We start from the raw sequence: 14,722 nt of genomic DNA on the forward strand, positions 1-14,722 counted from the left end.
GAATTCGAACCTCCCCCGCCCACGACACGACACCGTCTGACCGAAGGCCCGACCGAACATGACCTCAACGCAAGGATCCCACGCTTCGGTCAAGGCGGATGCCCCGGTCGACGCGTTTTCCCACAGGCTTGCCACGGTCGCGGACACGGTCGAGGCCTACCTCGCCGAGCGACTCACCCCGGAGACGCAAGCCGGCGAGATCACCCGCCCGGTGCGCCTGATGGAAGCGATGCGCCACGCCGTGCTCGGCGGCGGCAAGCGCCTGCGTCCGTTCCTCGCCATCGAGACCGCCCGGATGCTGGGTGGTTCCGAGACCGGCGCCCTCGCGGCCGGCTCGGGCATCGAGCTGGTGCACTGCTACTCCCTCGTCCACGACGACATGCCTGCCATGGACGACGACGACATGCGCCGCGGCAAGCCCACCGTGCACAAGGCCTATGACGAGGCCACCGCGATCCTGGTGGGCGATGCCCTCCAGACGCTTGCCTTCGAGATTCTGGCCGACGCCGCCTGGCAGCCCGACCCTGCCGTGCGCGCCGATCTCGTGCTCGGCCTCGCGAAGGCCTCGGGCCTCGGCGGTATGGTCGGCGGCCAGCTTCTCGACCTTGGGGCCGAGGGTCGCTTCGGCCCCGTCTCCCTCGACGTCGACGACACGCTGCAGCTCCAGGCGATGAAGACCGGCGCGATCCTGGCCTTCTCGGTGGAAGCCGGTGCGATCGTCGGCGGCGCGACGCCGGACCAGCGCAAGGCGCTGCTGCGCTACGGCCACGCCCTGGGCCAGGCCTTCCAGATCGCCGACGACATCCTCGACCGCGAGGCTTCGTCGGAAGCCATGGGTAAGGCCACCGGCAAGGACAAGGATGCCGGAAAGGCGACCCTCGTCGACCGCCTCGGCCTCGACGGCGCCCGTGCTGAGTGCGACCGCCTCGTCGGCGTCTGCGAGGAGGCCGTGGCATCCTGGGGCGACAAGGCCGAGACCCTGCGCCAAGCGGCGCGATTCACCGTGGCGCGCAAGGTCTGACCCCTGATCCGACGGCGGATTGACCGCCCCCGTCCTTCGAACATCTATCGCGAGTTGATCCCATGACCTCCTACAAGCTCCTCCTCCTCCCCGGCGACGGCATCGGCCCCGAGGTGATGGCAGAAGTCGAGAAGGTGATCGGTGCCCTCGACGCGCTGGGTCTCGCCCGCTTCGAGATCGAGCGCGACCTCGTCGGTGGCAGCGCCATCGACGCCCACGGCAAGCCGCTGACCGACGCGGCCCTGGCGCGGGCCGATGCAGCCGATGCGATCCTGCTCGGCGCAGTGGGCGGACCGAAATGGGCGGATGTCGCTTACGAGATCCGACCCGAGGCGGGCCTCCTGCGCCTACGGAAGGATCTCGGCCTCTTCGCCAACCTGCGCCCGGCGATTTGCTACCCAGCCCTCGCCGACGCCTCCGCCCTGAAGCGCGAGCTGGTGGAGGGCCTCGACATCATGATCGTGCGCGAACTCACGGGCGGCGTCTATTTCGGCGAGCCGAAGGAGATCACCACTCTTCCGGACGGTACGAAGCGTGCCGTCGACACCCAGGTCTACACCACGGCGGAGATTGAGCGGATCGCTCACGTGGCCTTCGACCTCGCCCGGAAGCGCTCGGGCCGGGTCGCCTCGGCCGAGAAGCACAACGTCATGAAGTCGGGCGTCCTCTGGAAGGAGGTGGTGACCCGAGTCCACGCCGAGTACAGCGACGTCAGCCTGGAGCACGTGCTCGCCGACAACTGCGCCATGCAGCTGGTCCGCCGCCCGAAGCAGTACGACGTCCTCGTGACCGACAACCTGTTCGGCGATGTGCTGTCCGACGTGGCGGCGATGCTCACCGGCTCCCTCGGCATGCTTCCCTCCGCATCGCTGGGTGCCGTCGACGCCAAGGGCAGCCGCAAGGCCCTCTACGAGCCGGTCCACGGCTCGGCCCCGGACATCGCCGGCAAGGGCTACGCGAACCCGATCGCCATGATCGGTTCGCTTGCCATGTGCTTGCGCTATTCCTTCGGCCTGGGTGAGGCCGCCGACCTCCTGGACACGGCCGTCACCCGCACCCTGGCTTCGGGAGCCCGGACCCGGGACATCGCCGCCGAGGGTACCACGCCGATCAGCACCGCCAAGATGGGCGACGCCATCATTCGCGAGCTGAAGCACGCGGCCGCCTGAACCGGCGACGCTGTCTCCCCGCGTACGGTGCACGAACGAAAACGGGCCCCCGAGAGGGGCCCGTCGCATGTCCAGCCTGGTGGGCGGATCTTAGTAGGGATTGCCGACGCGCGAGACGTAGGAGGTCGGGTCGATCGCGTCGACGGCCGAGAAGTCGACGTTGCGGATCGCGCTCGACCGGGCGCCGATAAAAGGGCCGTTGGTGATCGGATCGGACAAGATGCCGCCACCGAAGCGGTCGTTCCGGCCGTAGGGCGGCGAGTTCAGGTAGCTCGCCGTGATGAACTGCGGGTTGGTCGCCGGGTTGCTGACCGAGCCATTGTTCGCCTCGACCACGTTGCCCGCGTCGAGCCAGCTGCGCGGGCGGATGCGGATCGGCAGCGGCTGGCTAACGCGGTAGCCGGCCGGCGCGTAGCGCCCCTGGGCCTCGGCAGCGGTGTTCGCGCCGACGGCTGCGAGAGTGAGAGCGCCCATCAGGGCAATCGAGACAGAGCGCATGACGCACCTTCGTTGAAGCTGTGGGACTGTAGGCCGGGCTTCCTTAAGAAACTGAGGCCTTCGTATGGGGGGAAGACGTGCCAGCCCGGCCGAGGTTCCCGGATTATGGCCGCGCTTCGTGCGATCGCCGCAGTTTGGCCTCATTTTTTCGTGTGGCCCAACTTTTCCGGGTGGTCCGGCCCGGGATTGATCCGGTCTCGTTTCCGATCTCCTGCGGCGACCCGGGCACGACGGGGGAACGTGGCCCGCATCCCGGATCGCGCCGGGCATCGAAGCCCACGAAGGCGGCCTCGACCTCTGGGGACGCTTGACCCTGTAGAGAGACCCTGTCGAGGAGACAGGTGATGGCGCGCGGCTCCGGCGCCTGTCCGAGGGGCGCGCAGAGCCAACCGTCGAGACGGAGCGTGCCGGGGTTCAGGCTGGCAAAGCCCGTACAGCTACGCTTGCCCTCGCCGCCGAGGGTGAGGTCGAGGGTCTCCACGGGGCCGAACTTCGTCTCGATGGCGCCACGCTCTCCGGTCCGGATCACGGCCAGACCCTGGCCATCCGCGGCCCGTCGGGCCAGGGTGACGAACAGGCCGGGGCCAGACTCGGTCGCGGATGCCTCGGTCAGGATCAGGCGCAGGTAGGGCGCCTCGATCGTGTCGAAGCCGCCCTGCACCAACAGGTCTTCCCGACGACCGTTCGACGGGTTGAGGCGGGCCGCCTCCGCGCGCGGCGCCTCGATGGCTTCGAAGTCGTCGAGGCGGAAGCGGGGCGCCGACAGGGCGAGAGGCATCGCGGGGCGGACGGTCTGGACGGAGGACGGCACGAAGCCGGGCCCAGCCGGTGTCTCCATGGCCTGCGCGGACGGGTCGGGTCCTCCACCTCGTGCCGCAAGACTTAAGATCGCGACCACGGCACCGGCTGCAAAGACCTGCGTGAGGCGGCGGACCGACGGACACGGAAGGCGCAACCGCTCCGCCGCCGTCACATCGGGGCCGCTTCCGTCTCGTTCGAAAACCGTTCGCATCGCCTTCCGGGGTTTTCCGGCGGCCGCGCGCCGCCGGGGCGCACCCTGCTCCGCATTCCTGCAAACCGGGGTTTCCAAGAACGCCGCGGATGCGGCCTTTCCGACGACAGGGTGAATCGTTGGTGTCGACCCATGCGGTTGGCACATGCCGGCTCCGGCTTGCAGCGCGCCCTGCCGATCGCGATCTCTGATCACGGGGCACCATCGCGCGACACAGACAAGGACTCCATGATCCCCCTTTCCGTCCTCGACCTCGCCTTCGTACCCGAGGGTGCGACGCCTGCTGATGCCCTGCGCAACAGCGTGGATCTCGCTCGGCACGCCGAAGACCACGGCTATCGTCGCTTTTGGCTGGCCGAGCACCACAACATGATCGGCGTCGCCAGTGCGGCCACGGCCGTGGTGATCGGGCACGTCGCGGCGGGCACCCGTACGATCCGCGTCGGCGCGGGCGGCATCATGCTGCCAAACCACGCCCCCCTGGTCATCGCCGAGCATTTCGGCACCCTGGAGACCCTGTTCCCCGGCCGGATCGATCTCGGCCTCGGACGCGCGCCCGGCACCGACCCACGTACCACGCGCGCCCTGCGGCGCTCGCCCGACGCCGCCGATACCTTCCCGCAGGATGTGCTGGAGCTTCAGGCGCTCTTCGGCGATCCGCAACCCGGACAGGCGGTGCAGGCGGTGCCCGGAACCGGACTGAAGGTGCCGCTCTGGATCCTCGGCTCGAGCACCTACGGCGCGCAGCTCGCCGCAATGCTGGGGCTTCCTTATGCGTTCGCCTCGCACTTCGCCCCGGAGCAGCTGCTGCCCGCGCTCGCCATCTATCGCGAGCGCTTCCAACCCTCGGCCCAGCTGAGCCGGCCGTACGCGATGATCGGCGTGAACGTCGTGGCGGCCGAGAGCGACGCCGCGGCGCGCCGGTTGTTCAGCTCGGCCCAGCAGCAGTTCACCAACCTCGTGCGCGGCACGCGTGGCCTGCTACGCCCGCCGATCGACGACATCGAGACTTATTGGGCTCCTCACGAGAAGGCACAGGCTTCACGGATGCTGGCCCGCAGCCTCGTCGGCTCGCCGGAGACCGTGCGGCAGGGACTCGCCGCGCTGATCCGCGAGACCGGCGCCGACGAGATCATGGTCGCGGCGGCGATTCACGACCAGGGCGCGCGGCAGCGATCCTACGCCATCCTGGCGGAGGCCCGCGACGCCCTCGGCGCTGCCCCGGCCGCCCTCGTGGCGTAATCGGGGCGCCCGACCCTTGACAGCGGCGGGAGCGAGGCGTCTTGCTCCCGCGCTTGGCGACTCATGCTGCGGTGCGGCGGGTCCCATACGGAGCGGACCGGGATCGGGCCGCGGAACCTTCGCGGCCGGCGGGCCGCCGGCTGCCACGGGCGGCTCGGCGCACGGCAGGGAGGCTTGAGAACGGCGCCGGACCCGGACGCTGCGGCTCGCCAGACCGGCGAGCGTCGCACCGGCCTTGGCGCCCGCGCAGAGCGGAGTGAAGAGCAATGGGTTACAAGGTCGCCGTCGTGGGTGCCACGGGCAATGTGGGCCGCGAAATGCTGGACATCCTGTCCGAGCGCGCCTTTCCGGCGGACGAGGTGGTGGCGATTGCCTCGCGCCGCTCGGCCGGCCAGGACGTCTCCTTCGGCGACAAGATCCTGAAGGTGAAGGCACTCGATTCCTACGACTTCTCGGACACCGACATCTGCCTGATGTCGGCCGGCGGTGAGACCTCGAAGGAATGGTCGCCCCGCATCGGTCAATCCGGTTGCGTGGTGATCGATAACTCGTCGGCCTTCCGCTACCACCAGGACGTGCCGCTGATCGTGCCCGAGGTGAATCCGGAGGCCATCCACGGCTTCTCCAAGCTCAACATCATCGCCAACCCGAACTGCTCCACGGCGCAGCTCGTGGTCGCGCTGAAGCCCCTGCACGATGCGGCCACGATCAAGCGCGTGGTGGTGGCGACCTACCAGTCGGTCTCCGGGGCCGGCAAGGACGCCATGGACGAACTCTTCCAGCAGACCCGCTCGGTCTTCACCGCCGGCGAGATCAAGGCCGAGAAGTTCCCCAAGCGCATCGCCTTCAACGTCATTCCGCACATCGATGTGTTCATGGAAGACGGCTACACGAAGGAAGAGTGGAAGATGGTCGCCGAGACCAAGAAGATGCTCGACCCCAAGATCAAGCTCACGGCCACCGCCGTGCGGGTGCCGGTCTTCATCGGCCACGCCGAGGCGGTGAACGTCGAGTTCGAGCGCCCGATCACGGCCGAGCAGGCCACCGCGATCCTGCGCTCGGCTCCCGGCCTCATGGTCGTCGATAAGCGCGAGCCCGGCGGCTACATGACCCCTCACGAGGCGGCCGGTGAGGACGCCACCTACGTCTCCCGCATCCGCGAAGACGCGACGGTGGAGAACGGCCTCTCGTTCTGGTGCGTCGCCGACAACCTGCGCAAGGGCGCGGCCCTCAACACCGTGCAGATCGCCGAGATGCTGGTGAACCGGAAGCTCTTGAAGCGAGCGCAGGCGGCCGCCTGAGCTCGATAGCATGTGAGACCGGTCGCCGAATCTCAGGGGCCGACAAAGTTGCATTCAGCGCCGTCCCACCCCGTGGGGCGGCGTACGGCGTTTCAGGATCCGGCAACCTGACGCCACCATTCTTTGAATGTTTTCCCATAGGGCCATGCGAGAAAGCAGGTACGTAGCGCCTACAAGCGCGCCATGATGTGAGATCCCAGGCTCGTTCTCAGGAACGCTCAGCCGGCGACGGTTACCCGCTCGATGCTCTGCCACCGGCCGCGAAAGCCGCAAATTTTAGCGATCGTACTCAGATCGTAAGGATTTTTTCCTGCTCAAGCGGCATCTCGCTGTCTGCATCGCCCTCGACGAGATTGGGTTAGGCCCCGGAGATCTGGGCATTACTGACCAGTCTGTTGAGCAATGAAGTCTCGGAGGACGCTTTGCAGCAGCAAATGCGCGGCCGACTTCGCTTGCTCGCCCAGCCTCTCCGGCAGGGAGACAGAAATGCGTTCGTCGTGATCCTGCGTCGATGGAAAGCCGAGACCATCGTCGCATCGCCGCGAGAACCCTGCTGGCCGCCCGGATACGACCCGTTCTGACGGCGATGATGGCTCATCGGTCGGCCTGAATTCGTGCCCCCTCGGCCTCCAAGGCCTCCACATCCCCACCGCTGATCGCCGACAAGCAGCGTGTGATCCGCTCAGGCGTCCAGTCCCACCACGCCACGGCGAGCAGCCGTTCCGCCACCTCCGGCGGCACCCGCATCCGCACGACGGTGGCCGGGTTGCCGGCGACGATGGCGTAGGGAGGCACGTCGCGGGTCACAACGGATTTCGCCGCCACCACGGTGCCGGTGCCGACGGTGACGCCCGGCAGGATGGTGCAGTCATAGCCGAGCCAGACGTCGTGGCCGATGATCGTATCACCGCGATTCGGGAAGTCGGTCTCCTCGGGAAAGCGTCCGGTCCAGGCGCCGCGGAAGATGGCGAAGGGATCGGTCGAGGGGGCTTCGAGGAAGGCTCGGGTCTGCGGTGGTCGTCATGCAGGATCGAACCGCCTGTGATCGCATGCCCGTCGGGAGGCTCCTCGTCATTCCGGGGCGCCGGAGGCGAGCCCGGAATTCGGTTCCATCGACGGTGTCAGGCCTTGCACCACCGGCGGTTCCGGATTCCGGGCTTCGCTGCGCAGCCCTGGAACGGCACGATGGCTCGTCCGCTCTCGTTCCACGACGCGACGCCGGCCGCGACCGGATCGGCCGAAACCGCTTGAAAACCGCGGCGAACCAGCCTACTTTGCGATTATCAGTTCTGGTTGCAGTTGTGAGACTGCGGTTCGGGAGTGGGCCCCACCGGGTCCGCTCTTTTTTATTGCCGCAACGCCTCCCGCGCCGGATCGCCTCGGACAAGGCCGGACTTCAAGCGCAGCATGGCGGACCATTCCAAAACCGACGCGTCGCACAGCGACCTCACCGAGAAGCGCCTGATCACCGAGACGGGCGTGGCTGCGCGGGTGGTGCAGGTGATCGAGGCCTCGATCCAGGGCCTGGGCTACCGAGTGGTTCGGGTGAAGGTGTCGAGTGCCAATGGCTGCACGGTGCAGATCATGGCCGAGCGGCCGGACGGCACCATGACGGTGGACGATTGCGAGGCGGTGAGCCGGGCGATCTCGCCGCTCCTCGACCTCGACGACCCCGTGGGCAAGGCCTACTACCTCGAAGTCTCCTCGCCGGGGATCGACCGTCCCCTGGTGCGGGCTGTCGATTTCGCGCGCTGGGCCGGCTACGAGGCCAAGGTGGAGCTCGCCATGCCGATGGACGGCCGCAAGCGCTTCCGGGGCATCATCGGCGCGCCGAACCCCGACGGGCTCACGGTGCCGATCGACCTGCCCGACGTGAAGGAGGGCTTGCCGAGCCGCATCGATCTGCCGCTGCGCGACCTCGGCGACGCCTACCTCGTGCTCACCGACGAACTCGTGCGCGAATCGCTTCGCCGCGGCGGTCCGCCCGTCCTGGACGCGGACGACGATGACGAAGAGTCGGATGAGATCGAGGCGGAGGCCGAGTTGCCCCCCGCTCCGCTGAAGAAAAAGGTGACCCGGCCCCTGAAGCCGAAGGCCTCGCAGAGGCCCAAGCCCGTCAAGATCGAGACCGAGGAAAGCCTCGCCATCAAGGCGAAGAACAAGGCCAAGCCCGTCCGCACCAAGGCGGTGCGGGTGAAGGAAGATGGCAAGCTCCACTAGTTTTTCCCCCGATCTCCCGGTGCCGCCGTGGCCCGGGATGCGGGATGTGAACGCCCTACGACGAAGAGAAGGACGAAAACCGATGGCCGTCGTCAGCGCCAACAGGCTCGAACTCCTGCAGATCGCCGAAGCGGTTGCCCGCGAGAAGGTGATCGACCGCTCCATCGTCATCGACGCGATGGAAGAAGCGATCGCCAAGGCCGCGCGCTCCCGCTACGGGGCCGAGACGGACGTGCATGCCGAGATTGACCCCAAGACCGGCGCGTTGCGCCTGTCGCGCCACCTCGTGGTGGTGGATCAGGTTGAGAACGATGCTCGAGAGGTCACCCTCGACCAGGCCCGCCGCTACAACCCCGGCGCCCTCGTGGGCGACGTGATCTCCGACACCCTGCCGCCCTTCGATTTCGGGCGCGTCGCCGCTCAGTCGGCCAAGCAGGTCATCGTGCAGAAGGTGCGCGACGCCGAGCGCGACCGTCAGTTCGACGAGTACAAAGACCGGATCGGCGAGGTCGTGAACGGTCTCGTGAAGCGCGTCGAGTACGGCAACGTCATCGTCGACCTTGGTCGCGGTGAAGGCATCGTGCGCCGCGACGAGATGATCCCGCGTGAAACCTTCCGTCCGGGCGACCGCATCCGGTCCTACCTTTTCGACGTGCGCCGCGAGGTACGCGGGCCGCAGATCTTCCTCTCGCGCTCGCACCCGCAATTCATGGCCAAGCTCTTCGGCCAGGAAGTGCCGGAGATCTACGACGGCATCGTCGAAGTGAAGGCGGTGGCCCGCGATCCGGGCTCGCGCGCCAAGATCGCGGTGATCTCGCGGGACGGCTCGATCGACCCAGTCGGCGCGTGCGTCGGCATGCGCGGCTCCCGCGTCCAGGCGGTCGTCGGTGAGCTTCAGGGCGAGAAGATCGACATCATCCCGTGGTCCGAGGACCAGGCGACCTTCATCGTCAACGCGCTGCAGCCGGCAGAAGTGGTCAAGGTGGTGCTGGACGAGGAGGCCGACCGTATCGAGGTGGTGGTACCCGACGACCAGCTCTCGCTGGCGATCGGCCGCCGCGGCCAGAACGTGCGCCTCGCCTCACAGCTCACGGGCTGGGATATCGACATCCTTACCGAGGCCGAGGAGTCGGAGCGCCGTCAGAAGGAATTCGCCGAGCGCACCGCGATCTTCATGGAAGCCCTCGATGTCGACGAGACCGTGGGGCAGCTCCTGGCAGCGGAAGGCTTCCGCAACGTCGAGGAGATCGCCTATGTCGAACCGGGCGAGCTCGCCAACATCCAGGGCCTCGACGAGGAAAGCGGAACCGAGATCCAGGCCCGCGCCCAGGATCACCTCGCCCGCGTCGAATCGGAATTCGATGCCAAGCGGCAGGAACTCGGCGTCCAAGACGAGTTGCGCGAGATCGACGGCATCACCACGCCCATGCTGGTGGCGCTGGGCGAGAATGACGTGAAGACGATCGAGGACCTCGCCGGCTGCGCTACAGACGATCTGGTGGGCTACACCGAGGGGCGTGGCCCCGAGGCCAAGCGGCACGCAGGCTATCTCGACGGTTTCGAGATTTCGCGGGCGGAGGCGGAGGCGATGGTCATGACGGCCCGTGTCCATGCCGGCTGGATCGAGGCGCCGGCCGAGACCGAAGCCGCCGAGACCACCGACGAAGAACCCGCTTCGGCCTGACGACGCGAATCATTGCGCCCCGCGGTCGTCGATCGCGGGGGATATGTTCCGGTCGACGAGAGACTCCCACGCCGCATGACGGGCGAAACCGCAGACGTGACCGACGCCGCTGCAGAACCGGATCCGAGCACGCTGCTCGATCCGGGTCTGGGGCGAGGTCGTGCCAATGCTCTGCGCACATGCCTCGTCACACGCGTGACGCAGGCGCCATCCGGCTTGATCCGCTTCGTGCTCGGACCCGACGGCACCGTAGTGCCGGATCTCCGAGCCCGCCTGCCGGGCCGGGGCGCCTGGCTGACCCCCACACGTGTGGTGGTCAATGAAGCGGTGAAGCGACGTGCGTTCCAGCGCGCCTTCAAGAGCAAGGATGCAGTCGCATCCGATCTCGCCGACCGCATCGCGGAGGGTCTGCGCGCCGACCTGCGTCAGTCGTTGTCCCTGGCCAACAAGGCCGGATGCGTCGTCGCGGGCTTTGCCAAGGTGGAGTCGGCCATCGGCGACAAGGCCGGCGTCGCGGCAGTGATTCAAGCGTCCGACGGCAGCGCCGACGGACGGCGGAAGATCGTCGCGGCATTGCACCGGCGGCATGGCAGTGCCATATCGTGCATTCCCGTCATCGATGACCTGTCCAATGAAGAATTGGACATGGCCTTGGGTCGGGATCATGTGATACATGCGGCTCTCGTCGCAGGAGTCGGAGCTTCCGGCTGCCTTGCGCGTTGGCGTCGGCTCCGCTCCTTCGAGGGTTTGGCGACGACGGCCGAGGAGGCCGGCTCCGCCCGCATTGGGCAGGCCGTTTCCGATCTGCACGACGATTGAAGTGACGGATCTACCCGGCGCACAGCAGTTTGCCGGTTCACGGGACGATGGAAACCCTCAGGGTTTGGACTGAATGAGCGATACGAACAATCCGGGCGACAAGACGCAGGCGAGACCCCCTTCGAAGCCGCTGTCCTTGAAGCGTCCGATCGAGCAGGGAACGGTGCGTCAGAGCTTCTCCCATGGCCGCACCAAGCAGGTCGTGGTCGAGACGGTGAAGCGCCGTGTCATCGGTGCGGCTCCGGCTGCCCCAGCGCGTGAGACGACGCCCGTCGCCCCTGCGACGCGGGTGGCCCCGCCCCCGCCGCCAGCGGCTCCGCGCCCGGCCCAGCGCTCGGCGAACGGCGTCGTCCTGCGGACGCTCAGCGAGCAGGAGCGCGATGCCCGCGCCGCCGCCCTCGCCGACGCCCAGCGTCGCGAGACGGAGGCCCGCAACCGTGCCGAGGCGGAAGCCGCTGCGGAGCGTGAGCGCCTGGCTGCCGAGCAGCGCGAGCGTGAAGCGGCCGAGGCCAAGAAGCGCGAAGAAGAGGCCCGCCGCCGCAAAGAGGACGAGGAGCGTCGTGCCGCCGAGGAGGCGCAGCGCGCCGCCGAAGCTGCGGCGCAGGAGGCAGCCAAGGAACAGGCCGCGCCGGCCTCTGCCCCGACGGTGTCGAAGACCGCTCCGATGCCCGCGGCTCCGACGATCGTTCGCTCGGCGCCCCCCGCAGCCGCTCCGGCGGCAGAGCGTCCCGCCGCTGCCGCTGCGCCGGCCCGTCCGGCCGCAACAGCAACTCCTGCCCGTCCGGCTGCCCGCCCGCCGTTGACGGCGCGTCCGGCCACGGCAGAACCGCGCAAGACCATTACGGCGGACGTGCGCAAGCCGCGCGATCTCAACTTCATGGCTCGTCCCGCTCCGGCGCCGGAGCCTGAGCCCACCGCCCCGACGGCCGCAACGGCCGCTCGTCCGGCCGGTGGTGCCACGCCGGCCCGCACGGCGGGTCGTCCGCAGGCTGCTGAGGAGGAGAGCGAGCAGAAGCGCGTGATCCGCCGCCCGGGCATGCCGCTCAAGATCATCACGCCGCCCAAGACACCGAAGCAGCCAGGTGGTGACCGCAACCGCGGCCGCCTCACGATTGCTACCGCCACCTCGGGTGAAGACGAGCGCACGCGCTCCGTCGCCTCGTTCCGCCGCCGCCAGCAACGCATGAGCGGAAACCGGCAGGTCGAGCAGAAAGAAAAGCTCTCCCGCGAAGTCATCATCCCGGAGACGATCACGATCCAGGAACTCGCCAACCGCATGTCGGAGCGAGCGGTGGATGTCATCCGTCTGCTGATGAAGCAGGGCGAGATCCACAAGATCACCGACGTGATCGACTCGGATTCAGCGCAGCTGATTGCCGAGGAACTTGGCCACACTGTGCGCCGCGTCGCGGAGTCGGACGTCGAAGAAGGCCTGTTCAGCGACGAGCCCGAGCTGGAGGAGGATCTCGATCCGCGTCCCCCGGTCGTCACGATCATGGGCCACGTCGACCACGGCAAGACCTCGCTCCTCGACGCGATCCGCAAGACCACCGTCGTCTCCTACGAGGCCGGCGGCATTACGCAGCACATCGGTGCTTATCAGGTTGCAGCCCCGAGCGGCGACATGGTCACCTTCATCGACACCCCCGGCCACGCAGCCTTCACCTCGATGCGCGCCCGCGGCGCCAAGGTGACGGACATCGTCGTGCTCGTGGTGGCGGCCGATGACGGCGTCATGCCCCAGACGGTGGAGGCGATCTCTCACGCCAAGGCGGCCGGCGTGCCGCTCATCGTGGCAATCAACAAGATCGACAAGCCCGAGGCGAACCCTCAGCGGGTGCGCACCGAGCTGCTGCAGCACGACATCCAGGTCGAGTCCATGGGCGGCGAGACTCTCGAGTTCGAGGTTTCGGCCAAGACCGGCGACGGTCTGCCGGAGCTTCTCGAGGGCCTGCAGCTCCAGGCCGAAATCATGAACCTGCGCGCCAACGAGACGCGTGACGGTGAGGGCACGGTCATCGAGGCCAAGCTCGATCGCGGTCGCGGCCCGGTGGCGACGGTCCTGGTCCAGCGCGGCACCCTGTTCACCGGCGACATCGTCGTGGCCGGTGCCGAGTGGGGCCGCGTGCGTGCCCTCATCGATGACAAGGGCGAGAACGTGCCCTACGCCGGACCGTCGGTCCCGGTGGAGGTGCTCGGCTTCAACGGCACCCCGGATGCGGGCGACCGCGTCGTAGTCGTGCCGAACGAGGCGCGGGCGCGGGAGGTCACCGAGTACCGGGCTCGCCAGAAGCGCGAGCGCCTGGCCGCGCGCACCGGCGGTGCCAACCGCTCGCTCGTGGACATGATGCGCGACCTGAAGGAGGGCGCCGGCCGCAAGGAACTGGCGCTCGTCGTCAAGGGCGACGTGCAGGGCTCGGTCGAGGCCATCAACGGCGCGCTGGAGAAGCTCGGCAACGACGAGGTGTCGGCGCGCATCCTGCTCGCGGGCGTCGGCGGTATCACCGAATCGGACATCACCCTGGCGGAGGCCTCGAAGGCCGTCGTCATCGGCTTCAACGTGCGGGCCCACAAGGAAGCGCGCGAGTCGGCCGAGCGGAACGGCGTCGAGATCCGCTACTACAACATCATCTACGACCTCGTGGATGACATTAAGTCGACCCTCTCGGGCATGCTGCCGCCGACCCTTCGCGAGGAGCGTCTCGGCGAGGCCCAGATCCTGCAGATCTTCGACGTCTCGAAGGTCGGCAAGATCGCCGGTTGCCGCATCACCGACGGTGTGGTCCAGCGTGGGGCGCATGTCCGACTGATTCGCGACAGCGTGGTCATCCACGAGGGCAAGCTCGCCCAGCTGAAGCGCTTGAAGGACGACGCGAAGGAAGTCACCGCCGGCTACGAGTGCGGTATGTCCTTCGAGAACTTCCAGGATATGCGGGCCGGCGACACCATCGAATGCTACCGGGTCGAGGAGATCCGCCGCACGCTCTGAGCGGTTGATTCGCTTCCGAATACCAGCGGGGTCGCGACGAGGTCGCGGCCCCGTCGTGCATTTTGGAGCCCGCACGCGTTTCTTCCGCGGAAAGACGACGCGGAAACTGACGCGACGGGCCTATATCCCGGACGGCGAACTGCGCTAAGAGGGTCGCCTTCGACGTCCGCTTCGTTTCAGCCGGCTCGGCGTTTCCGTGCGGCGGCACCTCGATGTTCCGTTTCAGCGACGCATCGTCCGCGGCTTCCGGCGCGCCGGTGTCGAACCGTTTCGACGAGAAGACGATCAGAACCCGACATGGCCCAGAGACAGACCCCCACCGGACCCTCGCAGCGCCAGCAGCGCGTCGCCGAGCTGATCCGCCACGCCATCGCCGAGGTTCTCCAGCGCGGCGATATCCAGGACCCGGTGCTGAGCGCCCACGTCATCACCGTGCCGGAGGTGCGGATGTCACCGGACCTGAAGCTCGCCACCGCCTACATCATGCCGCTCGGCGGCCTCGACGAGGCGCCGGTCCTGGCCGCGCTGGCCCGCAACAAGAAGGCGCTGCGCCAGGAGGTCGCCCGACGGGTGAACCTCAAATACGCCCCCGACCTGCGCTTCCTGCGCGACGAGACCTTCGACGAGGCCGACCGGATCGACGCCCTGCTGCGGACTGATAAGGTGCGCCGAGACCTCGAATCGCCGGATGCGGAGAAGGACGACGGCGCCTCGGACCCCGATGCCGCCTGACGCGCAGCGCGCTTGAGCGGTGCAGGGTCTCCGGC

The 14,722-nt window shown here is 68.0% G+C and carries 11 protein-coding genes and 1 pseudogene; 9 read left to right on the plus strand and 3 right to left on the minus strand.

Annotation, left to right across the window (positions count from 1 at the left end; all coding sequences use genetic code 11):
• The first annotated feature begins 58 nt into the window (after nt 1-58).
• Together CRT23_RS17255 and leuB are read left to right on the plus strand one after the other, a co-directional pair.
• Nucleotides 59-1,021 carry a polyprenyl synthetase family protein gene (locus CRT23_RS17255; protein ID WP_055948200.1) on the plus strand — a complete coding sequence of 321 codons (963 nt, stop codon included), beginning with the start codon at nt 59-61 and terminating at the stop codon, nt 1,019-1,021.
• 62 nt (nt 1,022-1,083) lie between these two features.
• Nucleotides 1,084-2,190 carry a 3-isopropylmalate dehydrogenase gene (gene leuB / locus CRT23_RS17260; protein ID WP_103710654.1) on the plus strand — a complete coding sequence of 369 codons (1,107 nt, stop codon included), beginning with the start codon at nt 1,084-1,086 and terminating at the stop codon, nt 2,188-2,190.
• Between the two features lie 90 nt (nt 2,191-2,280).
• Here the strand turns inward: leuB and CRT23_RS17265 are convergent, their stop codons facing one another.
• Nucleotides 2,281-2,688: a hypothetical protein gene (locus CRT23_RS17265; RefSeq protein WP_055948194.1), complete on the minus strand. Its 408-nt coding sequence runs from the start codon at nt 2,686-2,688 to the stop codon at nt 2,281-2,283.
• Nucleotides 2,689-2,791: 103 nt separating this feature from the next.
• A complete protein-coding gene (locus tag CRT23_RS17270) occupies nt 2,792-3,526 on the minus strand; it encodes a hypothetical protein (RefSeq protein WP_055948191.1) in 735 nt (244 codons plus the stop codon).
• Between the two features lie 402 nt (nt 3,527-3,928).
• Between CRT23_RS17270 and CRT23_RS17275 the strand changes: the two genes are divergently transcribed.
• Nucleotides 3,929-4,942, plus strand: a complete 1,014-nt coding sequence (locus CRT23_RS17275) for an LLM class flavin-dependent oxidoreductase (protein ID WP_103710695.1) — start codon at nt 3,929-3,931, stop codon at nt 4,940-4,942.
• Nucleotides 4,943-5,208: 266 nt separating this feature from the next.
• Nucleotides 5,209-6,243 (plus strand): aspartate-semialdehyde dehydrogenase, encoded by a 1,035-nt coding sequence (locus CRT23_RS17280; RefSeq protein WP_055948190.1) that lies wholly within the window; start codon nt 5,209-5,211, stop codon nt 6,241-6,243.
• A 594-nt stretch (nt 6,244-6,837) separates the two neighbouring features.
• Here the strand turns inward: CRT23_RS17280 and CRT23_RS17285 are convergent.
• A pseudogene (locus CRT23_RS17285) lies at nt 6,838-7,155 on the minus strand (chloramphenicol acetyltransferase); the annotation flags it as partial.
• Nucleotides 7,156-7,650: 495 nt separating this feature from the next.
• Here CRT23_RS17285 and rimP point away from each other — a divergent pair.
• From rimP to rbfA, 5 genes are all read left to right on the plus strand, one after another.
• Entirely contained in the window at nt 7,651-8,463 is an 813-nt protein-coding gene (gene rimP / locus CRT23_RS17290; RefSeq protein WP_103710656.1) for a ribosome maturation factor RimP, read from the plus strand.
• Between the two features lie 82 nt (nt 8,464-8,545).
• On the plus strand, nt 8,546-10,147 hold the full coding sequence (nusA, locus tag CRT23_RS17295) for a transcription termination factor NusA (RefSeq protein ID WP_055948184.1): 1,602 nt from the start codon (nt 8,546-8,548) through the stop codon (nt 10,145-10,147).
• Nucleotides 10,148-10,222: 75 nt separating this feature from the next.
• Nucleotides 10,223-10,966, plus strand: coding sequence for an RNA-binding protein (locus tag CRT23_RS17300; RefSeq protein ID WP_103710657.1), 744 nt, complete (start codon nt 10,223-10,225; stop codon nt 10,964-10,966).
• Between the two features lie 73 nt (nt 10,967-11,039).
• Entirely contained in the window at nt 11,040-13,955 is a 2,916-nt protein-coding gene (gene infB, locus CRT23_RS17305; protein WP_103710658.1) for a translation initiation factor IF-2, read from the plus strand.
• 297 nt (nt 13,956-14,252) lie between these two features.
• Nucleotides 14,253-14,687, plus strand: a complete 435-nt coding sequence (rbfA, locus tag CRT23_RS17310; RefSeq protein WP_055948176.1) for a 30S ribosome-binding factor RbfA — start codon at nt 14,253-14,255, stop codon at nt 14,685-14,687.
• Nucleotides 14,688-14,722 lie beyond the last annotated feature (35 nt).

Origin of the sequence: Methylobacterium sp. V23 (assembly GCF_002917135.1) — a bacterium.
In the GTDB taxonomy this organism is placed as follows: Bacteria; Pseudomonadota; Alphaproteobacteria; order Rhizobiales; family Beijerinckiaceae; genus Methylobacterium.

Coding starts and splice junctions, on each gene's coding strand:
- CRT23_RS17255 (WP_055948200.1), top strand. CDS start 59: ATGACCTCAACGCAAGGATCCCACGCTTCGGTCAAGGCGGATGCCCCG.
- leuB (WP_103710654.1), top strand. CDS start 1,084: ATGACCTCCTACAAGCTCCTCCTCCTCCCCGGCGACGGCATCGGCCCC.
- CRT23_RS17265 (WP_055948194.1), bottom strand. CDS start 2,688: ATGCGCTCTGTCTCGATTGCCCTGATGGGCGCTCTCACTCTCGCAGCC.
- CRT23_RS17270 (WP_055948191.1), bottom strand. CDS start 3,526: ATGGAGACACCGGCTGGGCCCGGCTTCGTGCCGTCCTCCGTCCAGACC.
- CRT23_RS17275 (WP_103710695.1), top strand. CDS start 3,929: ATGATCCCCCTTTCCGTCCTCGACCTCGCCTTCGTACCCGAGGGTGCG.
- CRT23_RS17280 (WP_055948190.1), top strand. CDS start 5,209: ATGGGTTACAAGGTCGCCGTCGTGGGTGCCACGGGCAATGTGGGCCGC.
- rimP (WP_103710656.1), top strand. CDS start 7,651: ATGGCGGACCATTCCAAAACCGACGCGTCGCACAGCGACCTCACCGAG.
- nusA (WP_055948184.1), top strand. CDS start 8,546: ATGGCCGTCGTCAGCGCCAACAGGCTCGAACTCCTGCAGATCGCCGAA.
- CRT23_RS17300 (WP_103710657.1), top strand. CDS start 10,223: ATGACGGGCGAAACCGCAGACGTGACCGACGCCGCTGCAGAACCGGAT.
- infB (WP_103710658.1), top strand. CDS start 11,040: ATGAGCGATACGAACAATCCGGGCGACAAGACGCAGGCGAGACCCCCT.
- rbfA (WP_055948176.1), top strand. CDS start 14,253: ATGGCCCAGAGACAGACCCCCACCGGACCCTCGCAGCGCCAGCAGCGC.